Origin of the sequence: Nostoc sp. (assembly GCF_036917635.1) — a bacterium.
In the GTDB taxonomy this organism is placed as follows: Bacteria; Cyanobacteriota; Cyanobacteriia; order Cyanobacteriales; family Nostocaceae; genus Nostoc.
Genome location: NZ_JBALCW010000032.1, coordinates 1 through 22,516, shown reverse-complemented (window position 1 = coordinate 22,516; position 22,516 = coordinate 1). Strand labels below are relative to the sequence as shown.

20 protein-coding genes are annotated in these 22,516 nt (G+C 41.1%); 13 read left to right on the top strand and 7 right to left on the bottom strand.

Features of this window, described 5'->3' with window-relative positions:
- Positions 1-148: 148 nt before the first annotated feature.
- The 4 genes from V7K32_RS08845 to V7K32_RS08830 all read left to right on the top strand — a co-directional run bounded on the left by V7K32_RS08845 (position 149) and on the right by V7K32_RS08830 (position 4,903).
- Positions 149-1,945: an ABC transporter ATP-binding protein gene (locus tag V7K32_RS08845; protein ID WP_334992228.1), complete on the top strand. Its 1,797-nt coding sequence runs from the start codon at positions 149-151 to the stop codon at positions 1,943-1,945.
- Positions 1,946-2,237: 292 nt separating this feature from the next.
- Positions 2,238-4,040, top strand: coding sequence for an ABC transporter ATP-binding protein (locus V7K32_RS08840; protein ID WP_334992226.1), 1,803 nt, complete (start codon positions 2,238-2,240; stop codon positions 4,038-4,040).
- Positions 4,041-4,079: 39 nt separating this feature from the next.
- The gene (locus tag V7K32_RS08835) at positions 4,080-4,334 is read left to right on the top strand and encodes a TIGR03643 family protein (RefSeq protein ID WP_334992224.1); all 255 of its coding nucleotides are present in this window, start codon (positions 4,080-4,082) and stop codon (positions 4,332-4,334) included.
- A 35-nt stretch (positions 4,335-4,369) separates the two neighbouring features.
- Positions 4,370-4,903, top strand: coding sequence for a dihydrofolate reductase family protein (locus V7K32_RS08830; RefSeq protein ID WP_334992222.1), 534 nt, complete (start codon positions 4,370-4,372; stop codon positions 4,901-4,903).
- 358 nt (positions 4,904-5,261) lie between these two features.
- Here the strand turns inward: V7K32_RS08830 and trxA are convergent, their stop codons facing one another.
- On the bottom strand, positions 5,262-5,600 hold the full coding sequence (gene trxA / locus V7K32_RS08825; RefSeq protein ID WP_334992220.1) for a thioredoxin: 339 nt from the start codon (positions 5,598-5,600) through the stop codon (positions 5,262-5,264).
- Positions 5,601-6,113: 513 nt separating this feature from the next.
- The gene (locus V7K32_RS08820) at positions 6,114-6,425 is read right to left on the bottom strand and encodes a hypothetical protein (RefSeq protein WP_334992461.1); all 312 of its coding nucleotides are present in this window, start codon (positions 6,423-6,425) and stop codon (positions 6,114-6,116) included.
- A 516-nt stretch (positions 6,426-6,941) separates the two neighbouring features.
- On the opposite strand from V7K32_RS08820, the gene V7K32_RS08815 reads away from it, so the two are divergent.
- Complete coding sequence (locus V7K32_RS08815) at positions 6,942-7,151, top strand: hypothetical protein (protein ID WP_334992218.1); 210 nt, start codon at positions 6,942-6,944, stop codon at positions 7,149-7,151.
- A gap of 115 nt (positions 7,152-7,266) precedes the next feature.
- Here the strand turns inward: V7K32_RS08815 and V7K32_RS08810 are convergent, their stop codons facing one another.
- Complete coding sequence (locus V7K32_RS08810) at positions 7,267-7,590, bottom strand: hypothetical protein (protein ID WP_334992216.1); 324 nt, start codon at positions 7,588-7,590, stop codon at positions 7,267-7,269.
- Between the two features lie 1,065 nt (positions 7,591-8,655).
- Here V7K32_RS08810 and V7K32_RS08805 point away from each other — a divergent pair.
- Positions 8,656-10,326, top strand: coding sequence for an ABC transporter ATP-binding protein (locus V7K32_RS08805; RefSeq protein WP_334992214.1), 1,671 nt, complete (start codon positions 8,656-8,658; stop codon positions 10,324-10,326).
- A gap of 354 nt (positions 10,327-10,680) precedes the next feature.
- Here the strand turns inward: V7K32_RS08805 and V7K32_RS08800 are convergent, their stop codons facing one another.
- Complete coding sequence (locus tag V7K32_RS08800; RefSeq protein ID WP_334992212.1) at positions 10,681-11,622, bottom strand: hypothetical protein; 942 nt, start codon at positions 11,620-11,622, stop codon at positions 10,681-10,683.
- Positions 11,623-12,334: 712 nt separating this feature from the next.
- Here V7K32_RS08800 and V7K32_RS08795 point away from each other — a divergent pair.
- Both V7K32_RS08795 and patX read left to right on the top strand, forming a co-directional pair.
- The gene (locus V7K32_RS08795) at positions 12,335-14,122 is read left to right on the top strand and encodes an FAD-dependent oxidoreductase (protein WP_334992210.1); all 1,788 of its coding nucleotides are present in this window, start codon (positions 12,335-12,337) and stop codon (positions 14,120-14,122) included.
- A 107-nt stretch (positions 14,123-14,229) separates the two neighbouring features.
- Positions 14,230-14,451 (top strand): heterocyst-inhibiting protein PatX, encoded by a 222-nt coding sequence (gene patX, locus V7K32_RS28700; RefSeq protein WP_442938713.1) that lies wholly within the window; start codon positions 14,230-14,232, stop codon positions 14,449-14,451.
- Between the two features lie 772 nt (positions 14,452-15,223).
- Here patX and V7K32_RS08785 read toward each other — a convergent pair.
- Positions 15,224-16,282 carry a class I SAM-dependent methyltransferase gene (locus tag V7K32_RS08785; protein WP_334992207.1) on the bottom strand — a complete coding sequence of 353 codons (1,059 nt, stop codon included), beginning with the start codon at positions 16,280-16,282 and terminating at the stop codon, positions 15,224-15,226.
- Positions 16,283-16,570: 288 nt separating this feature from the next.
- Here V7K32_RS08785 and V7K32_RS08780 point away from each other — a divergent pair, with 288 nt between their 5' ends.
- On the top strand, positions 16,571-16,771 hold the full coding sequence (locus V7K32_RS08780) for a hypothetical protein (RefSeq protein WP_334881400.1): 201 nt from the start codon (positions 16,571-16,573) through the stop codon (positions 16,769-16,771).
- Between the two features lie 270 nt (positions 16,772-17,041).
- Here the strand turns inward: V7K32_RS08780 and glnA are convergent, their stop codons facing one another.
- Entirely contained in the window at positions 17,042-18,463 is a 1,422-nt protein-coding gene (glnA, locus tag V7K32_RS08775; protein WP_334992205.1) for a type I glutamate--ammonia ligase, read from the bottom strand.
- 357 nt (positions 18,464-18,820) lie between these two features.
- On the opposite strand from glnA, the gene apcB reads away from it, so the two are divergent.
- The 4 genes from apcB to V7K32_RS08755 all read left to right on the top strand — a co-directional run bounded on the left by apcB (position 18,821) and on the right by V7K32_RS08755 (position 22,147).
- Positions 18,821-19,330, top strand: a complete 510-nt coding sequence (gene apcB, locus V7K32_RS08770) for an allophycocyanin subunit beta (RefSeq protein ID WP_334881404.1) — start codon at positions 18,821-18,823, stop codon at positions 19,328-19,330.
- A gap of 170 nt (positions 19,331-19,500) precedes the next feature.
- Positions 19,501-19,836, top strand: a complete 336-nt coding sequence (locus V7K32_RS08765; protein WP_334992203.1) for a XisI protein — start codon at positions 19,501-19,503, stop codon at positions 19,834-19,836.
- A 108-nt stretch (positions 19,837-19,944) separates the two neighbouring features.
- On the top strand, positions 19,945-21,276 hold the full coding sequence (locus tag V7K32_RS08760; RefSeq protein ID WP_334992201.1) for a DUF2254 domain-containing protein: 1,332 nt from the start codon (positions 19,945-19,947) through the stop codon (positions 21,274-21,276).
- Between the two features lie 52 nt (positions 21,277-21,328).
- Positions 21,329-22,147, top strand: coding sequence for a TlyA family RNA methyltransferase (locus V7K32_RS08755; RefSeq protein WP_334992199.1), 819 nt, complete (start codon positions 21,329-21,331; stop codon positions 22,145-22,147).
- Here V7K32_RS08755 and V7K32_RS08750 read toward each other — a convergent pair.
- Positions 22,144-22,404 (bottom strand): Calvin cycle protein CP12, encoded by a 261-nt coding sequence (locus V7K32_RS08750; RefSeq protein ID WP_334992198.1) that lies wholly within the window; start codon positions 22,402-22,404, stop codon positions 22,144-22,146. The genes V7K32_RS08755 and V7K32_RS08750 overlap by 4 nt on opposite strands.
- Positions 22,405-22,516: the final 112 nt, after the last annotated feature.

Below are 22,516 nucleotides of genomic sequence, written 5' to 3'. Positions count from 1 at the left end.
AAATAGGTATTTTCCCATGCCGTTGTCCCAAAATTTGAACCAAATTTTGGACTTACAAGCGCAAATAGATATCACATTCCGTACTGATCGATTGGTTTTTTACCATCAAATACGAGATAATTTTCCTAAGATACAGGGGTGAATTTCAGTGGTTCAGCAACCAGAACTCCAGGAAACTTCGTCGATACAGCCAATTCAGCGTGTGCTTAAGAGTTTAAGCACTTACCGATGGACTTCGCTAGGAGCATTGGTTAGCCTGTTGCTGTTGACGATCGCAAACGCAGTTACCCCACAACTATTTCGGTGGGGAATTGATCAGGGTATTACGCAAGATAACCTCCAAATTGTGCTATATAGCGCTGCTTGGATGGTAGTCGCCGCGATCGCTCGTGGTATATTTAACTTCGGACAAAGCTATTTAGCAGAAGCAGCGTCTCAAGGTGTAGCTTATGACCTGCGAAACAAAATTTTCAGCAAAATCCAAAATCTCAGTTTCAGTTATCATGACCAAGCGCAGACTTCCCAACTGTTAACCCGTGTCACCAGCGACATTGAGCAGATCCGTACCTTTGTTGGTACCAGCTTAATTCAGGTCGTCGGTTCACTTGTGACATTGGTAATTATTTCAGTGCTTTTGCTGGTGATGAACTGGCAACTAGCACTGATTACCCTAACGGCAGTCCCCCTAAATGCATGGTTGATGGTACAATTTATCACTCGCAATAACAAACTTTTTCGGCAAGTACAAGAGCAACTAAGCGACCTGAATGCTGTATTGCAAGAGAACTTGCTAGGAATCCGGGTGGTAAAAGCGTTTGTGCGGGAATCAACCGAAAGGTCGCGTTACACCACCATGAATGATGGTCTAGTTAGGGCAAACATGAAGACCATTAACGCCATCCACAATACCTTCCCCTTTATCTTTTTGGTGAGTAACTTAGTAACACTGGCAGTTTTCGCCTATGGGGGAGCGCAAGTGATTGGGCACAAGTTCTCTATTGGCGAACTGGTGGCGTTTAACTCTTACCTAGCCTTGATTCTCCAACCAATTTTGTTGATTGGATTTGCTGCACCGGCGATCGCTCAATCAGCTGCTTCCGCCGAACGAGTCTACGAAGTTGTAGATGCAGAGGTAGAAATTAGCGATCGCCCTGGTGCTGTCCCATTTAACACCTGTGGTGGTAGAATCACCTTTGAAAATGTATCCTTTCGCTATCCGGGAGCGACAAATGAAACTCTCAAAGAAGTTTCCTTTGAAAGCAAACCCAACGAACTGATCGCCGTTTTAGGAATGACTGGTTCCGGGAAAAGCACAATTATGAACTTAATTCCCCGCTTTTACGATGTCACAGGGGGAGCAGTTCGCATTGACGGACGAGATGTAAAAAGTTTCACCCTCAAAAGCCTCAGATCGCGAATTGGTATTGTATTTCAGGAAACCACCCTCTTTTCTGGCACAATCCGCGAGAATATTGCCTACGCAAAACCCAATGCAACCCTAAATGAGGTAATTGAGGTTGCCAAAACTGCCCAAATGCACGATTTTATCAGTAGTCTACCCGATGGCTACGAGACGATTGTCGGTGAACGGGGCGTGGGCTTGTCTGGTGGGCAAAAACAACGAATTGCGATCGCTCGTACCTTACTAACCGATTACAGCATTCTGATTTTGGACGATAGCACCTCGGCTATAGATGCCAAAACGGCTGCCCAGATTCAAGCCGAACTAGATAGCTTAATGCGCCAAAAAGCTTGTACAACTTTTGTAGTAGCTCAACGCATCAGCACCGTCAAGAATGCCGATCGCATTTTTCTCATGGATAAAGGACGATTAGTAGCACAAGGCACTCACGAGGAATTGATGCAAACCAGCCCCCTCTACAGTGTGATTTTGGAATCTCAAGTAAAGCAAAAGGAAAAAATAATACCAAATTATCAAAAGTAATCTAATACACTTCAGTTAAATATTTCTTCTTTCTCCTCTTTCTCTTCCTTTGCGGTTCGTTAAAAAAATTGACTTTGACAAAGAGTTAGGACTTACGCAAAAAAACCTCAAACTCTTATTCCTCCGTGTCCTCTGCGTCCTCTGTGGTTCGATTTTCCGTTACCTGCGCGTAAGTCCTGAGAGTTAAGCCTTAATCCAACCGTATTGATAAATAGTCTTGCGTGAGATTTTTATAACAGCCTTCTAGTAAAGACAAACACTTTAAATCCAAAATCTAAAATCCAAAATTGCTATGAGAGGCACAGTTCCCGTTGTTGCATCTGAGGATAAAGCGAGTCAGCAAATTTCAACCTTGCGGCGCTTTTTGCAATACCTGCTACTTTATCGTAAAGAAATTCCCATCGCCCTGACATTAGTATTTATTGGTGCTGTAACCCAAGCAATTGGCCCATTCTTTATCGGCTGGTCGATTGATCACCTGATTAAACAAGGGAATTTGCAGGGACTACTACTGTTATTAGGACTACTAGCGCTAAACTACGCACTAGGCGTATTAGCAATCCGAGGTCAAATTATTCGAGTCGGCTGGATTATGCAGCGATTGCTGGCTCAACTGAGGCAAGATATTTTCACTAAAATCCAAAGTCTGCCACTTAGCTTTTTCGATCGCAGCGAAGCAGGCGATTTAATGAGCCGTCTGCTGAATGATGTCAATACCGTAAATCAGGCATTTGGACTAACGATCGCCCAAATGCTAGGCAACACTTTCAGTTTGGTAGGTATCATCATTGCAATGCTATCAATCAACCTGAAGCTCGGTTTGTTGAGCAATCTGGTTGTACCACTGATGATTTTTACCACCAGCTTATTTGCTCGTTGGGCAAGAGCCAGGTTTCGCGTTACCAGACAAACTATTGGGCAGCTTTCCGCCAAGTTAGAAGAAGATATTAGCAGCGTCAGAGAAGCACAAGCATTTAATCGTGTGCAGATGAATATTGAAGAGTTCGACGTTCTTAACGCTGCCAATAGAGATGCTAACGTCGAGGCTGTAGCAATTACTTCGGCTTTTTTGCCCTCCATTGATTTTCTCAACACCCTAGCAACCGCAGGCGTGCTGGCTTATGGTGGTTATCTTGCGGTTACTGGATCTGCAACAGTGGGTGTGGTGACAGCCTTTTTACTTTACGTCCAGCAGTTCTTCCGCCCGATCCAAATTCTCAGCCAGTTTTACACCCAAGCTCAATCTGCCTTCGCCGGATTAGAGCGAATCTTTCTATTGCTAGATGAACCGTCACAACTTAAAGACGCACCCGATGCGACAGAAATGCCGCCTATTCAGGGTGAAGTGACATTTGATAACGTCAAGTTTAGCTACAACCCAAATCAACAGGTTCTCAAAGGGGTAAATTTGCACGCCTATCCAGGGCAGATGATTGCATTAGTAGGGCCGACCGGTTCGGGAAAAAGTACAATTATTAACTTGATTTTGCGTTTCTACGATGTATCTAGCGGTGCAGTAAAAATTGATGATATTGATGTGCGTAGCGTTACTCAAGCAAGTCTGCGGCGACAAATTGGCATCGTTCTGCAAGACAATATTCTGTTCACTGGCACCGTCGCCGAAAATATAGCTTTTGGCGCTTCCCATGCTACCCAAGCTGATATCGAAGCGGCTGCACAGTTGGCAAATGTGCATCAGTTTGTTACCTCGCTACCACAGGGTTATGCAACTCAATTAGGTGAACGGGGCGCACCCTTGAGCCAGGGACAGCGACAACTGATCAGTATTGCTCGTGCGGTGTTGATTAATCCCCGAATTCTGATTCTTGATGAAGCCACCAGCAGCATTGACACGCGTACAGAAGCGCTAGTACAAACTGCGATCGCTCGTTTGCTCCAAGGTCGAACCAGCTTCGTAATTGCCCACCGCCTCAGTACAGTTACTCAGGCAGATCGGGTATTAGTAATTCAGCAGGGAGAAATTGTAGAGCAGGGTAGTCACGCCGAACTCATCAATCAGCAAGGTGTCTATGCCAACTTGTATGCTCTCCAACTGGGTGCAGCAGAAACAATGGTTCTTCAAAATGAAAAGTAAAATATATATAGCTCTAATTTATCAATTGCCAGCAAAGAGATGAAACTACCTGACCTCGATTCACAAACCATCGATCGCATCATTGAAATGGCATGGGAAGATAGAACATCTTTTGATGCTATTGAGGCTCAGTTTGGGCTGCTAGAGAAAGAGGTAATCGCCCTAATGAGGCGCGAAATGAAAGAATCTAGTTTCCAAATGTGGCGAGAGCGAGTTACCAAACGCAATACAAAGCATTTATCTAAGCGACAATTTGTTGCAGGACGCTTTAAATCGCATAATCAAAAAACTTAAGTAATTGGGTGAAAACTACCAAATTCAAAAGCACAATGACAAAAGTTACACTATACATTGCAGCTAGTTTGGATGGCTACATCGCTCGCAGTGATGGCGGAATTGATTGGCTATCAATCCTTGATACAGAAGCTGAAGACTACGGTTACACTGCTTTCTACGAATCGATTGATGCTATTGTGTTAGGTAGCAATACATATCTTGTAGGGCTTGGTTTTGATAAATGGCCTTATCCAGACAAAAAATCCTTCGTTTTCACCCAACGCCCTCTCCAATCTGAACGTGAGGACGTTGTATTTGTTTCTGATACAGTGAAACCCGCCTTAGCAAATATAGAGGCTCAAGGTTATGAAAACATCTGGTTAGTTGGTGGTGGAGCATTAATCAATTCGTTTCTTCAACACAGCTTGATTGACGAATATATTATTTCAACTATTCCAATTATCTTAGGTGGCGGTATACAGCTTTTCCCACCGCCTAGCCCCGAAGAAAAATTGGATCTAATTGACTCAAAACAATATTCTACTGGCTTACTTCAAGCACATTATAGGCGAAAACAGAAGGTTTAAAAAATTCATAATTCATAATTACGTGACTGCCATCATTAGGCAGAGGAATCATATCATGTTCAGTTGAACACTTATCATTATAATTTACGTCAAAAGATTTTAATCCCACATTCCGCACTTCAAAATGTATTATCTATCTTTTCAATAAAAATTCCTAATAATGTTCAAATTATTAAGTATTAATATTGAATACCATTGGCGATTTATGTTGTTGATTTAACCATTTTTTTCCACCTATGGGAAATCTACGCATATTACACGATGAAGTGCGGAAAGTCGGTTTAATGATGTATGATTAGCCAGACTTGATATCAAAACCTTTTTAATTACGAATTACGAATTACGAATTACGAATTAGCTAAAGAAGCTTCTTAACAGCTTCGCTAAACTGCTCGTAAGGCGAAACTCCTACGATAGTTTCTGCTAAAGCACCATCTTTGAAAATTAAAACTGCTGGAATACTGCGAAGACCGAATTTTTTGAAAATTGGCTTGTTGCTGTCAACGTCTACCTTAACAACTTTAGCGCGACCTTTGTATTCCCCAGCAAGTTGATCCATTAACGGACTGATCAGGCGACAGGGACCACACCAAGTAGCAGTAAAATCAACAACAACAACTTTCTCTTCACTTTCAGTTAAAACACTATCAAATTCACTTTCTTCAACGTAAGCAACTATGTGAGTATCTGTAGACATTTTTTAATCCTTTAGTGTGAAACTAAAATTTCAGCAAAAAGCTAACTATACAAACTATACTCCCTTCTGCCTGTCAAATTCACTAGTTACCTACATTGGTGAACCCCCACATCTGACTTTTGCTTAAGTAAGTCGGTGCGAATAAATCGAACTATGTGTTTTGTAATGTAAAATTATAAAAATTAGAGTTCGTACTAAAGACTTCACTCCTTCTTTTAGGACTAAAGATTCTTACCCAACGGGTGACGCTCGTACCTCGCTCATAGCGTTGCTACGCGCAGCGTCTCGAAGAGAAGGCTTTACGCTGCTTTCGACAGTTAGTCGCTCATGGGGGAAACCCCCAAGGCATTAGCCTCTCCCAATGTGAGAAGACTGCCCTAACTCACTACAAACCTTTAATTATTTACGTTCTTTTACTTAGTAGCGTGGATTTAATAACTCTTACGTAAGGTGTGTTAATCCACCCTACCAACCGACCTAATCCAAAAACCCATACTTCAAGGCATAGAGGCATCAAGAGTCATTCTCTGAATCAAACAGTTCTAACAACCCAATTGTACCTACGAAAAAAGTATAAGTAGCATATTTTATTGGCATCTTTTTTCTTGAAGGTGCATAAAAAGCTGCTATAATGCTTTCGAGAAAATGGCTAGTCATGGCAAAACGCTCAATCCAAAAAATTGGATTAAGGCTGCTTGGTAGATTAGTATTCGTTATTACTGCATAAATATTCCATGATTCCAATCCAATCGCGCTTGTTATAAGGATTGTAGATATAATTTTTACAAAGGCAAAAGTGTATCTTTTTATAAGCTTTAATTTCATATTATTCACAAAAAAATGTTTAAAATATCTAGGAATACTCGGTGAAGTAAGAGACAAAATAATGTCTGAGGAATTACGCAAAAACTTTCTGAAAGTTTTATTTCGCCCTGTCTTATGTTGAAGTCTGCAACAAGCGTAGCTTGCTTCGACCTAGTATTATGACTCTACGTTTTTCAGGGACTCATCTGTAGTTCGATATGTGTTATCTACAATTCCTCTTAAGTTAACCAATCTTATATCATGATTGACATTTTTGTAAAAGCTTCTAAAAATACGGGTATGGTGTATTAATGTTATATCCGTAAAAAATACTACCGCAAGGCAAAAGTCACGCATTCACGCATAATTATATTCCAAGCTTTTGCGCCATTTAAAATGATATGTTTATTTACGCTCTGGTTTACTACAACTAGCAAAGATTAAATCAGCAGATATTTAAAAAATGGTGAAACTGTGGAATAATACATAGGTGGTAAATTTAATTCCATTCCGTAGATTGACCAAAAATATAAACCTATGATTGCTCAACATCACAATTCAATTCATGTTGAAAAGAACTTGCTTAAACAAATCAAGATTAAAGAAAATCAGCTAAAAATTGCACAAGAATCTAATATGCTCTATGTAGCAGAAGCATTACAAGATGAATTGTTAAAGTTACAAGGTCAATTGTCAGAGCCGCAAGACGTTGAAGTTCAAGCGTTAATGGGTTTGCTAGATGATTGAGATTGTAAATTTTTGTCGCAAAGTTTATTAAAACACAAAATCTCTGTAAAAAGGAAGCAAGCCATACTGATTATGATGCCTGGGGTTATAAGGTTTTATAAACGCATGAGGATTGTTACCTAATTAAGATATTAGGGTTTTGCTGAGTATGGGGTATTTTTATCTGCGGTAGTGAATCAATCTTAAGAACAGGTTTAATTGAGCCCAGTTGCCTTAGCCTAAGAATTTGAATTTCTCTCTCAATCGAATTTTTTCCTTGTGTAAAAAAGTCTTGAGAATTATATGGTACTAGGTCACGGGATAAATGTTGAGCTTGTGCTGGAGTCAAACTAGGAAGGGGTTGTTCAGCATTAGCAGAAGTCTGTATAGCCAGCAAAAAAGCTGTTGAAAGCACCAAGGGTTTTATTTTTATACATCCGGTAAATATCAGGTTTGACATGATTGATACATCTATTGCGTGAATGCTATTTCAAACCATCTTGTGTTGGTCTGATTATAAGCAAAATACACTTATTGGCTTACTAATTACTTCCTACAAATGGGTGAATTAATCAGTTAAAGCTTTATTATGTTAGGTTGGGCAGATACGCGATCGCACCCTTGGCAATGTATCATCTATACTAGTCAACAAATCTGGATATTAGGGACTTCCAAGAAATAAATTATTCCAAAACAGGACTTACGCAAGAACCCTCTAAAACTTTTATTCCTTTGTGTCCTTTGCGGACTTTGCGGTTCGTTTTATCCTGATTTTGCGTAAGTCCTACAATAAACGAACCACAAAGCCACAGAGAACGCAGAGAGAAGAAATAGAGAGAGTTTTTGCGTCAGTTTTGGAACATTTTTTTATTTGTAAGTCCCTTAGTACGAGACAAGTGGTATTTCGCCACAGTTATTGGAGTTTGGGATGATTTGTTGTGGTTTAAACATAGAACTTACAACAAAGATAGAGAGGAGGATACAATACTGCTCCGATAAGACTAAAAACCTTGTGTAGAGAAGCGAAATTTTGCGTCTCTACAGGTCTAAAACACTATCGAAAAATCCAAAAACCGAGCAGTATTGGAGGAGGATACTCTCTGAGAAGTGGTTGTCAAAATCAGTGAAGTAGTTGCTATTGATAAAATTAGGTCTGTTATTAATAGAAAAGCAGACGTGCTGATTTCACGGTATAAACTGAACAAGGACTAAACGATTATCATTAAGAGCATGAACATTAATTAGCTAAATAGTAAAATACTTGCTTGTCTCCTACATGAACGGATAAAACTTGAGACAAGCAGTATAAATCAGTATGATAGAAGATTGGCGGATCTCGTAGCTCCCTTTGAGTTGGTTGCCGATAGATACATTAGATTAATCCAGCTTCAAGGGTTATCTTGAAGAGGCTAGGCTTACACTAAGACAATAAAGATGTTCGCACAACGAAGGTTGAATAGTAATCTGATAAACTATCTTAAATTTGAAATTATAAAAGCTGGTAGCTCAGAGCTGATAACTAACTATGAGTGAAGCCTTATTCTGTATCGAAAATCTGCAAGTTGCCTATCCTGCGCGGAGTGGAGAAGAAGCAAGCTGGGCGGTTGATGATGTATCTTTCACCTTGCAACCAGGTGAAAGAATGGGATTAGTGGGAGAGTCGGGTTGTGGTAAGTCAACTATAGGACGGGCAGTAATGCGTTTACTACCAGCCTCTAGTCGCATTGAGGGACGGGTGACATTTCGAGGACAGTCGGTGCTTGACTTGATGCCTAACCAGTTGCGGAAATTTCGGGGAGAAACGATCGCCTTAATTTTTCAAGATCCCATGACACGCCTCGATCCGTTAATGACGATTGGTAAGCATTGTATCGAAACCCTCCAGGCGCACTCACCAGAATTATCAAGGCGCGAAGCGAAAGAAAAAGCACTTGCTACTTTAGCAAAGGTGAATATTCCGGCTAGTCGTTGGAATCAATATCCCCACGAGTTTAGCGGGGGAATGCGCCAACGAGTAGCGATCGCTTTAGCTTTACTCCTCAACCCCAAGTTAATTGTTGCCGATGAACCCACCACCAGTTTAGATGTCACCGTCTCCGCGCAGATATTGAAAGAATTAACTCGCCTGTGCGGTGAAGAAAACATGGCATTGTTGCTGATTTCTCACGATTTAGCAATGGTGGGTGAGTATTGCGATCGCATTGGCGTGATGTACAACGGCAAAATGGTAGAAATGGGTTCTACAGAAACCGTATTTAGACATCCTCAACATGAATACACGCGATCGCTCTTAAAAGCAGCTTTACATATTCAAGCAGTAAATGATGATGGAGAATTAATAATTGCCAATGACTCAGAAAAGCAATTACCGATTGTTAATCATAAATCCCCAATTTTGAGCGTCAGTGAACTCAAGCAATACTACACCATAGAACCTAACTTTATCGAACGACTGCTTAAGACACAAGCCCAGACAATTAAAGCAGTAGATGGTATCAACCTGGATATTTATCCCGGAGAAATTCTCGGTTTAGTTGGGGAATCAGGTTGTGGAAAAAGTACACTATCACGGACAATTTTGCAACTAATTCGTCCCACTAGTGGCAAAGTTGAGTTTTTAGGACAGGATTTAACAAAACTGTCGCCTCAAGAAATTCGCTCCTGGCGGCGACAAATACAAATGGTTTTTCAAGATCCCCATGCTTGTCTCAATCCAGCGATGACAGTAGGACAAAGTATCGCCGATCCTTTATTTATCCACAATCTAGCCGATCCCGTTAAGGCAAAAGAACAGGTTTTGTGGATGCTAGAGAAAGTTGGGTTAACACCGCCAAAAGTGTATTATGAGCGTTATCCATCAGATTTGTCTGGAGGACAACAACAAAGAGTTGCGATCGCTCGTGCCTTGATTACTCACCCTAAACTTTTGATCTGCGATGAACCAGTGAGTATGTTAGACGCTAGCGTGCAGTCGCAAGTACTGGATTTGATGTTGCAATTAAAAGAAGAATTTGAGTTAACTTATCTGTTCATCACTCACGATCTTTGGTTAGCTCGATTTTTGTGCGATCGTATTGCCGTGATGAATGGCGGTAAAATTGTCGAACTCGGTTTGACAAAAACTATTTTTGCTAATCCTCAGCACCCTTATACCAAAACCTTACTAGCTGCTGCCCCCTTACTAGCACGCGCTTAACCAAACAAAGTCAGGTAATATCAAGTCCGGGTAATTAGTTATGATTCCCACAGTCGTAGCACCCCACCCCCAGCCCCTCCCCAAAGCATCGGGGAGGGGAGACAAAGCATAACTTTGGCGGGGTGAGGTTCTTGAGGTTTAATTAGGACTTACGCAAAAAAGCACTGAAAGCCTTGATTTATCGTAGGGGCAATTCATGAATTGCCCCTACATTTCGTACTTGATGCGTAAGTCCTATTAATAAGTAATGAAGTGGACATGATATAACTCCTAACTCCTAACTCCTAACTCCTAACTCCTAACTCCTAACTCCTAACTCCTAACTCCTAACTCCTAACTCCTAACTCCTAACTCCTAACTCTCTTCCCTCCCCTCAAGTAATTTAGTTGGTTCTCCACTCGAACCATATAGCTCAACATATCTTTTAAACAGCAACGCTGTCTCGTGATTTGGAGCTTTGCTTAAATTGAATAAATGCCCTATCTTTTTATCAGCTAAAGCTCTTAGATATGGCAAATCTTCAAATAGTGTCAAACAAGAAGCAAAATGCAATATTATTTGTAATAATGGTTTTGGCCACTCTAAATCACTATAAATATCTATAAAGAAATGATGCTCTAAGTCATTTAATGGCAAAGCATGAAATATAACAAATATCCTTTTGTTATTGTAGACTGGGATACTCAGTTCAACAGTATAGGGAGTATGTAATATTAAATCCACCTCTACAATCGGTTGTCGCCAAATTCTCAGAGCATTAGCTGGCGAATCTAATATTGTTTGAAATTTGATTATTCCACCAGTGCTTGTGGGCTGAAAGTGGCTAATTTGAAAAATCTTGAGGTTATTAAGGCTAAAGCTATGAACTGTTTCCAAATGCCTTAAATTCAATAAATGATAAATTTGGCAAATATAAGGAAACGGTAAAATATACTCCTGGCTAATCATGTGGAGCTTTTTTACTTGAAGCTTGTTAGCTTGAGTACGAGCAAGATATTCTTGATATTGACTGGGGCTTAAATCATTGCTATTAAAGCTTTCATCAGGCTTGAGATATAGCCAACTCAGAAAAAAGAAAGAGGCTGTAAGTAGCTGAAATATTTCTATAGGAGATAAATAACCATCAGCAAATGCAGCTATGCTTCTATCGCTTATGCCAAAAAGCCAAGATGGAATACCAAATAGCCAGATGTTACTTTTGATTTGATCTATAAAAAGCGCTATCTCAACATTTGAGATATTCTTTGCCTGATTTGTGCTTAATTTATCATTTTTTTTGAAACAATTAGTAAACATAATATTTTAATTATTACTACTAATCCATCTAAGTGATATTTATATTAATTCTAAATACCAAATATAGTTATCACCTCTATCTTTAGCTGTATATACAACTTCTATTTTTTCATAACCGTTTAATATCAAGTTCTCATGATTCTGGCTAAAAATATCAAGCTATTGTTAGATGTAATCCCAAACCTATGCATATACAGCAAGAATATAATTATGTTGTAAGTCTTGCCATTGAAGGATTTGATATTGAATTATCTGATGCACAAATTAAAAATAACAGCCTTGCTAAAATCTTTCTGTTAGCTGAGTACAAAGCTTGAATATTTCATTTTTACAAAATTGGTATATATATCTAAATAAAAAAGTTTATTTTTACTGACACGATAAAATATGTTAATCCGGTTTGATTTCTGAAAAAAATTATCTATTATAGGGTGTATTAACGCAATCAAATATAGCGGTTTTTGTATGGAATACAGACCTAACCCTCAACCCCTTAAGAGCTAGCGTTGGGGAGTCAATTTCAAAGCTTCTACCCTTAAAGGAAGAGAGGAATGGAGAGAGGTAAAAGTGTATTTTCCATTCGAGAATAGCTATAGTAACCCTATATAGGACTGATATTTTTTGGGGATTTTCGCGTAAGTCCTGATAATTTATCTTGTTTGATGCCAAGCTATCTGGGGAGAATATATCAAAACTCCAGTCAGGTTAAGCAATGGTTAATCAAACATACACAGCTGATGTTTTAGTTGTCGGTGGTGGAACCGGGGGAACTGCGGCTGCTATCCAAGCGGCGCGACGGGGAGCCAAAACGATTTTAGTGAGTGAATTTCCTTGGTTGGGGGGAATGCTGACTTCGGCTGGAGTATCCGCACCCGATGGCAACGAATTAGAAGCCTTTCAAACAGGATTATGGGGCGCGTTTTTGCAGGAATTGCGACAACGACAGCCCGGAGGATTAGATAACAGTTGGGTAAGCTTTTTTAGTTACAATCCTCGGATTGGGGCAGAGATTTTTGCCGATTGGGTGCAGGAATTGCCCAATCTACACTGGATTTCTGGACAAGTGCCAATAGAAGTGTTCCGACAGGGTGATTCTATTACTGGTGTGCGCTTTGCTGGTTTTGTTGTCACAGCCAAGATTATTCTCGACGGCACAGAATTAGGAGATTTATTGGCTTTAGCTGAGATAGCGTATCGCTGGGGCTGGGAATTGCAATCTGAGTGGGGAGAACCCAGCGCCCCAGTAGCTTTTAACTCTTTAACTGAAAGATATCCAGTGCAAGCGCCCACTTACGTAGTGATTATGCAAGACTTTGGTGAAGCGATGTCTACGACGGGCGTTGCTAGCGCACCAGAAATTCCGCCTGCGCCTAACTATAATCCATCCCAGTTTACAGGTGCTTGGGATGGCTATGGAGCAGAGACATTTTTGAATTATGGACGTTTGCCTAATGGACTGTTTATGATGAATTGGCCAATCTGTGGCAATGACTACGGCGAAGGAGTAGGGCGATTGATAAAGTCAGATGTATCCAGAGGTGAGTTTATCCAAGAATCTCGCTGGCACAGCCAAAATTTTGCCCATTTTATTCAAAATCAGCTTGGTCGTCGTTATGGTTTAGCAGAAAAAGTATTTCCTCACATTCCTACAGCTTTTGCACTGCATCCCTATTACCGAGAAAGCCGCCGCCTTGTGGGGCTAACTACTGTCCGAGAACAGGATATTTTGCCGATCGCTGGAGGTAGAGTTGCATCTATATATGAAGCGATCGCAGTTGGTAATTACGCCAATGACCATCATTATCCTAATGTTCAATTCCCACTCCAACCTAAATCTATCCGTTGGGGAGGACGCTGGACTGGAACTCCTTTTACAATTCCCTACAGTTCCCTAATTCCAGCCACAACAGATGGTTTTTTGGTTTGTGAAAAAAATATTTCTGTCTCCCACATTGCCAATGGGGCTACCAGATTACAACCTGTGGTTATGGGCATTGGTCAAGCAGCAGGGATGGCAGCAGCGATGTGTGTTGAGTTAAACTGCCAGCCGAGGGATTTACCTGTTAGGGCGCTGCAAACGGCTTTATTAGAAGATAATCGCTCAAAAGCAGCAATTATTCCTTTATTTAATCTTCCACCCAATCATTCGGATTGGCTTCACTGGCAACTGTATTACTTAAATAACCCACAAGCCTATCCAGCTAGTGGTGATTGCCCTTGCCCATCGTGGAATCATTACCCTGACTCTACTTTTGGTAAGGGATTAATTCGGGAAAGTAACTGTTTCCAAGGCATTTTCTACCGCTTCGATCGGCAGGAATACAGATTCACTGTCACAGCACCAGCCGCATATCAAGGTCAAAATTGGCAGCTTGTGACTTTGCGATCGCATATCGACGAGCAATTACACGCTTATCCTAACGAACAATTAGTTACATTGTGGGGTCATCAGAACCACTTTGGTAATTGGTTATTAGTTGAACATTTAAACGGAGGATAAGAAGAGTTTATTTTCAGTAAAGCAGAATACTTTTTGATGAATTGTCCGGATATTAATCAAAAAGCTAAGTATCAGTGAAGTAGAGAGTTTCAAAATAGACATCTGCTATGCGTGCTGCCATTTCTCTTTTAGTCTCAAGTCTGATGTTCGGCCCCTTAGCTTTTAACTGCCAAACAATGGTCAATCATTTATCCTATGGGCTGCCCTCCACGCCTGCTGCAAAACAGTGGCTCTCGGCGGCATCTGAAGCTTCAGATGATGCGCCACGTCATCGCGGTAGTGGGCGCAGAGAAGCTACGCAAAAATCTAGAAATATCCATGTGGTTTAACTACCTTGAAGTAATGCTTTTTTTAAAGGAAACAAAGTATCAGAAAACACAGCGTTCTGTTAACATCGTTTACACAGCTTTTCTGGCAAATATATATACAGTTGACACACGAAAATCTTTAGCGATGGCTTAGTATTTCAACTGCAAGCTTTGTATATAGTTAGCGTCAATCCTGGCGATCAAAACGCAAATTAAATTAAGTGCCTCGCTCAACAGCATCACCAAAGCATCACCAATTTCTCAAAAGGTACACAACTCTTGCTCATATTCGGTGGGAAGCTTTGCGTCTCAATCCTCAACTGTTCTAGAAATAGATGTTACTTAGGCTATCAGTTAATCTAAAGCACATCTAATTCAGACATTTTGCTTGTTGAGGAAACACTCTTAAGGCAATTTCACTTTATTCCTAAATAGTTTTTCTCATACATTGAGTAGCTGGCTATCTACATCAGCAAATAATTGATTTTCGCTTTGGCGTGCTTTGCCGAAGCATAAAATGTCTTACGCTGCATCTGAGCTTATCTAGACGATAGATTCGCACAAGTAGTATAGGTTTATTGCACTTGGCAGCGAATCTTACTATTTTTGACTTACTTTTGCCCCTGGTTCCTTGTTCTTACAGATGGCTGCCAACGAAATAAATATTAAGAAGGATCTGCTACCTCCTCTTAGTCTTCTTAATTATTCTACACTCAAGGGCAGATGCAAAATTTTGCATTTGCCCTTTTTAGGTAAAGTTTATTTAAAGATAAGGGAATGAGAAGGTTTTATCTCAAGCTGGCTTATGAGCAATGAAATACTTGCTCATAAAATGGACTTGCGTCTCAATATTCTCAAAGCCTGCTCTCTGTAAACGTTCTAGCAAGTTATCAGTGGTGTAATGCCTGTAATAGGGTTCATGGAAAGTTTCGGGAAAAGAATCCATTATATATTCCAACTCAGGTGAATCACTCAACTGAATTGAGTCACAGATAATAAAGACTCCTCCTGGTTTTGTTACCCGGAAGCATTGCTCAATGACTGTCTGACGTACAGATGCTGGTAACTCATGGAAGAGAAAAACAGAAGTTACAGCATGAAAATAGTTATCTAGATAGGGTAACTCTTCGGCATTGGCTTGTAAAAGTTGCGGCAGTTCTCCTGGAATTTGCGATAGTAGTTCATTTGCTTTACGCAAATATGTTGGTGACAAATCCGTACCAAACAGAGATGCTTGAGGCAAGGCTGCCCGAATCAACTTTAGAGTTCGCCCAGTTCCACAAGCTACATCCAAAATACGGGCTTGCCGTGGTGCAACCGAATTAATTGCTTTCACCCCTTGCTTGAGAGGAGCGAGAATCCGCCGCCGCATTGGATCAGCCGCCCCACCAAAAAGAATTTCTACTTGTAAGTCATATAAATTGGCTGACAACTCACTCAAGTAGCCATTGCTTTGGTGATGGAAATTCTGCACGTAGTAGCTGGGATAACCACCTGTGTCAATTTCGGGCGAAAAATCTTGGTAATTCTGTTGTTTAACCCGCTCCCACATTTGAGGGGAATCTAGCCATAACAACGGATAGTAGCGGAAAAAGTCATCCCAAGGGTTGTCAAACAGCAAACTTTCCGGGTACACACCCTTTTGGGCATCTTGCCAGTCTGTTTCCAGTAACTGATTCAATCTCTGTTGAAGTTTGAGTAAAAGCTGGTTCGGGATGGGTTTGGTCTTTTGTTCAAGTGTCGGATACACCAGCTTGCTCAACCGTGAAGTTAATATTTTGTGAGCCAGACCAAAGTAATTTTTGCTCTGCTGAAAGGTTTGATAAGTCAGCTTAGTTAAACTCTCAGGCATAAAAATAGCTCAAGTTTTGATTACTTTATATAAATAATTGTAACGAATAAATTACCTACTGTTGCAAAGGTAAAACTCGCAGGTGAGACAAATCTGAAGCCAGATGATTTTAGCCATCAAAGGTAGATTAGGGGAGATTTTTCGAGCTTTGGGGAAAAATACCTAATATTGTCAGCAAAGGCAAATATAAAGTTTTCCAAAAAGTAGCTTATGTTACAGAATTTTTGCTATAGTAGTATTCAGAAGAACCAAAAATTATATACTTACAAAATAGAGAGGACTATGGTTATGTCTATCGCAGAAAAATCTCGTGCGTTAATGGTGCGTGAACATCAGCAAGTCAAGAATCGCCAACAATCAATACTGATGCGGGCTGCACAAGAACTTGGTCTTCCTGAAGAAGCATCTCACTACTGGAACCCGATTCAAGGGAAGGTAGATGCTAACACTCGGATGATTTATGGGCCAAGTCATGCTTCTATGAGCTAAGTTTCAAGAGTTTTAAGGTTGATTTTTGAGTGATATCATGTCCGCTTAATTGCTTATTAAACCAGGAGTTCCCCAAAGAGCCAAAGCTACGCTTCGTCTCCCCTAAGAGCAAGCGAAGAGGGGGTTGAAGGGTGGGGTGCAATGGCTGTGGGAATCATAACTAATTACCCGGACTTGATATGAATGTCTCAACTGCCAACTCTGAAAAAAAAAGCCACCCTATACTCTAGGGTGGCTAAACTTATATATTTAGATAGGTACGGTACTTAATTAAGCATCGTAGTAGAGATAAAACTCGTAGGGATGAGGACGTAGCTGCAACTGCTTGACTTCGTTGCCTAGCTTGTAATCAATCCAATTTCCGATAAAGTCTTCGGTGAAAACGCCTGATTCTGTCAAGAAAGCGTGATCTTTTTCCAATGCTTGCAACGCCAATTCTAAAGAACCTGGAGTTGAAGGAACCTTAGCCAGTTCTTCTGGAGAGAGTTCATAGATATTCTTATCTAAGGGTTCACCAGGATGGATTTTGTTCTTAATACCATCGATACCAGCACAAAGCATTGCAGCAAATGCCAAGTAGGGGTTAGAAGTAGCATCTGGACAACGGAATTCTAAACGCTTGGCTTTGGGGTTAGTCCCAGATAAAGGAATACGGATAGAAGCAGAACGGTTACCTTGGGAGTAAGCCAAGTTTACTGGTGCTTCATAACCAGGTACTAGGCGCTTGTATGAGTTGGTGCTGGGGTTAGTAATCGCTAACAGCGCTGGTGCGTGTTTGAGAAGACCACCAATGTAGTACAACGCCATTTCGCTCAAACCAGCATACTTATCACCTGCGAACAGAGGTTGTCCACCTTTCCAAATGGACTGGTGACAGTGCATTCCCGAACCGTTATCACCAAAAATTGGTTTTGGCATAAAAGTAACGGTTTTGCCGTGTTTTTTAGCAACGTTCTTGATGACATATTTGTAAATCATCAACCAGTCAGCCGCTTCGATCAACTTCCCAAACTTGAAACCTAGTTCGCACTGACCACCAGTAGCAACTTCGTGGTGATGCTTTTCAATAGGCACACCTAATTGTGCCATCGTCAACAGCATCTCTGTACGGATATCTTGAAAAGAATCCGTTGGTGCGACTGGGAAATAACCTTCTTTGAAGCGTGGTTTGTAAGCTAAGTTGGGTTTTCCTTTTTCAAATTTACCAGAATTCCAAGCACCTTCTTCAGAGTCTAAGAAGTAGTAGCCTTCGTTGGCGGTTTGGGCAAATCTAGCACTGTCAAAAATAAAGAACTCAGCTTCAGGGCCAAAGAAGACTGTATCACCAAGACCAGTGGAAACCAGGTAATCTACAGCTTTTTGGGCGATAACGCGTGGACAACGGTTGTACCATTCGCCTGTGCGGGGTTCTTTGATACTACAAATTATACTTAGCGTTGGCTCTTCCATAAATGGGTCGATCCAAGCAGTGTTGGGGTCGAGTACCATTGTCATGTCCGATTCGTTGATCGCTTTCCAACCCCGGATGCTGGAACCGTCAAAAGGTACGCCATCAGTGAATGCAGTCTCATCGATTTGGTCTTGGTACAGTGTGAGGTGCTGCCAAGTCCCTACTGTATCGATGAATTTGAGATCAATCAGTTTAATTTTTTCATCTTGAATTCTCTTCAAGACTTCTTGTGGTGTTGTCATTGTTACTCCTTCTCTACCAATTTTCTAAAGTAAACCAGAATCTTACATTGCATCCTAACCCTGCTGATCTCAATCAGACCGTGACACACCAGAAATATCTTAAATAGTAGACATTAGCGAATTTTGTAGCTTATGTAACAGATATCTGGATTACAGGTTATATTAACCTTTCAGCGATCATCTGTACAAAACTGGAAAGTTCATCACATCAGGGGTCAACTTTGGCATAGAATCCATAGATAGTGGATAAATTGTTTTTGTGCCGAATCTATTTTTAATAGCACAAAAATTTACTGGTGCATAAGTGCAGCCAAATAAAAATCAAACCATAAATAGTAATGATTGGGAGAAGAAGTAATGCGCGATGCGGTAACAAGTTTAATTAAGAATTATGACTTAGCTGGTCGGTATTTTGACCGGAATGCGATCGATAGCCTGAAGTCTTACTTTGACAGTGGTACAGCACGAGTACAAGCGGCGGCGGCAATAAACTCTAATGCAGCTGCACTTGTCAAGCAAGCTGGTTTAAAGTTATTTGAAGAACTGCCAGAATTGATTCGCCCCGGTGGAAATGCTTATACAACTCGTCGTTATGCAGCTTGTCTGCGGGATATGGACTACTACCTGCGCTATGCCACCTATGCGCTGGTTGCTGGAAACACGAATGTGTTGGATGAACGAGTGCTACAAGGGCTACGGGAAACTTACAATTCTTTAGGAGTGCCTATTGGGCCTACAGTTCGTGGTATCCAGATTCTCAAGGATCTGATTAAGGAACAAGTGGCAGCAGCAGGTGTGGTTAATACTACTTTTGTGGATGAACCGTTCGATCACATCACACGCGAGTTGAGCGAAGAGGATATTTAGCATCTATTTCTAGTAACTAGAAATCGCAGAACTATACAAACAAAGTTCGCGTAAGTGGGCTTAATAAATATCGCACTTTGGCTTGATTGGCAAGGTGCGTTTACTTTTATTCTCAATAGCATAGAAATAAACCTAATTGTCTTTGACGAGCAACTAGAAAGGATTATCAGATGGATAAGCTAGCTCGGTATCGTGAAATTATTCGTCAGTTGATATTTGACTATGCTAGTCACAAGCCTGCTAACGGTCAAATAGAGACAGAACCCGTCATTGACACGGAGCGAGACCACTACGAAGTGTTACATGTCGGTTGGGATGGAGTACGCCGCGTACATGGTTCGGTGGTACATATAGATATTATTAATGATAAAGTGTGGATTCAATATGATGGTACTTCCCAGCCAGTAGCAGAGGCATTATTGGAAGCGGGTATTTTGCGCGAAGATATTGTCTTGGGTTTCCATCCGGCTGAACTACGGCAATACACGGATTTTGCTGTATCTTAATTATTTTGATGTTTGTATTCGCAAAAAATAATACATTAAGTAGCGATCGCTCAAAATAGCTTATTAATCCAAAAAATAGCGATCGCAATTATATACGAACTATGGCAGATGAAAAAATATAACCGGATCAAACTTCGGGAAGGGCTGCGCTCTAGCTACTGGTTTGTGCCATTACTGATTACAGGCGCAGCGATCGCACTAGCGTTCTTTATGCTCAGACTTGACTTAACAGGCAAGTCAGAACTAATGGAAAAGTCGGGGTTGAAGATTTACACTGGCGGCGCGGATAGTGCGCTAACTCTGCTTTCAACCATTGCTAGTTCAATGATTACCGTAGCTGGTACTGTCTTCTCAGTCACCCTTGTTGCTCTGACGCTGGCTTCTCAACAGTTCGGGCCGCGAGTGCTGCGAAATTTTATGCAGGACATCAAATTTCAATTCGTACTCGGCACGTTTATTGCTACGTTTATTTACTGTTTGCTCGTGTTATGGAGTGTTCATACTGATGGAAAACAAGCATTTATACCGAAAATTTCAATCGCTGTCGCCATCCTGCTGGCGATGGCCAGTATCGCCGTACTAATTTACTTCATCCACCACGCCTCAACTTCAATTCATGCATGGCATATCATCAGGGAAATTAGTGACGAATTGGAATCTAATATTGATTATGTATTCTCTGAAAATCTGGGAAATAGTCACCCCAATCACAAGGGGCAACTTGTTGAGGAAATCGCAAGGGATTTCGAGCAAAAAGCCTATCCAATCTTAGCGACTGGCAGTGGTTATATTCGGGCAATTGATTACGACTGCTTGATGAAGATTGCTAAGTCGAAAGACCTGGTGTTGCATTTAAAGCAGCGCCCAGGTAAGTTTATTGTGCGAGGTAGCAAGCTGGTGAGGGTTTTTCCTTTTGAACGTGGGAATCAAAAGCTCACAAAGCAGATGAATCAAGCATTCATTTTGGGTAGAGAACGCACTGCGTTTCAAGATGTAGAATTTTCGATTAAGCAACTAGTGGAGATTGCTATTCGTGCGATTTCCCCTGCGGTCAACGACCCATTCACGGCAATTCGGTGTATTGACCAGCTTAGTGTAGCCCTATGCCGTTTGACTCAAGGAGAGTTCCCATCCGCCTACTGCTACGATGATAATGATCAGCTGCGTTTAATTGCCGACCAGGTGACGTTTGCAGGACTAGTTGATGATGCCTTTCACCAGATTCGACAGTATGCGCGGCAAGAGGTGGCAGTTACAATCCGCTTGCTGGAGGCGATCGCAACTATTGCTGAGTATACACACAACAAAAATAACCACGCGGCGCTATTACGTCATGCCAATATGATTAGACGTGGCAGCCAAGATTTATTGGAGAAATTGGATCGAGAGGATGTTGAGTTCCGATACCAGGTTGTTTTGCAAAGACTAAATAATTCGTAATTCGTAATTCGTAATTCGTAATTAAGTTTTGTGACCAGGAGAATCAAGTTAATTGACTAAACAGCGACTCGATACATTATTAGTAGAGTTAAATTTATGTTCTTCTCGCGCCTTGGCACAACGGCTAATTCAGGCGGGGGAAGTTACAGTTAATCAGCAGTTAGTTGATAAAGCTGGTACTGAAGTTGATATTACTGCTCAAATAAATATTAAAGAGCGATCGCCTTTTGTTTCTAGAGGCGGTGAAAAACTCTCTAAAGCTTTATCAGTATTTGCCATTCCCGTAGCCGAACGCATTTGTTTAGATGGGGGGATTTCTACTGGTGGTTTTACTGATTGTCTGTTGCAAGCTGGAGCAAAAAAAGTTTACGGAATTGATGTCGGTTACGGACAAGTTGACTGGCTCTTAAGAAATGATTCGCGGGTGGTTTTGCGCGAACGCACGAATCTACGCCAACTAAGACCAGATGAGTTATATGGTGAAAATGACCCGATTCCTGATTTAGCGGTAGTCGATGTATCGTTTATTTCTTTAACGAAAATTCTGCCTGCTTTGTGGCAACTAACTCAAGCTAACCGAGAAGCTGTATTGTTAGTCAAGCCACAGTTTGAAGTTGGCAGATCCCGTGTGGGTAAAAAAGGTGTTGTCCGCGATCCAAACGACCAAGCTGATGCCATTTTCCAGGTGTTGCAGACAGCCCAGGAATTAGGATGGAAATACAAGGGCTTAACTTGGTCGCCGATCACTGGCCCGGCTGGGAATATCGAATATCTTTTATGGTTGGCAACTGAAAGTGAAACGCCATCACCTGATTTAGAGGCAATTAAGCAGATTACGCAATCAGCAATAACTGATTTACGTAAGAGTTAAACGTCGTAGATTAGACATTCTACAGAATCAGGATGGCGATCGCAGTAGTTTTCCAAAGAGGTTTTCTTTGATTTTGCTTGCTGTTGATCAGCTTTTTCAGCTTGTAATTCTTCTACAGTGTCCCAGGCTACGGCACAACCAGCTGAATCACTGCCATCTTGCTCACAAGTTGTCCGCGCTTCAGTAATGGCTTCAGTAATGGCTTGTTGAATATTTGCTGTTTTATCAGCTTCAAATGAGTTTAGGGTTGTTGTCATGATATTTTCACCTTTCGTTTATAGAACCCATTTGACATCTAAGAAGGTGCAGCAAGCCTCTTAACCATCAACCGAATAAAACAAAGATTAACCTTGGCAGTCGCATTAGCTA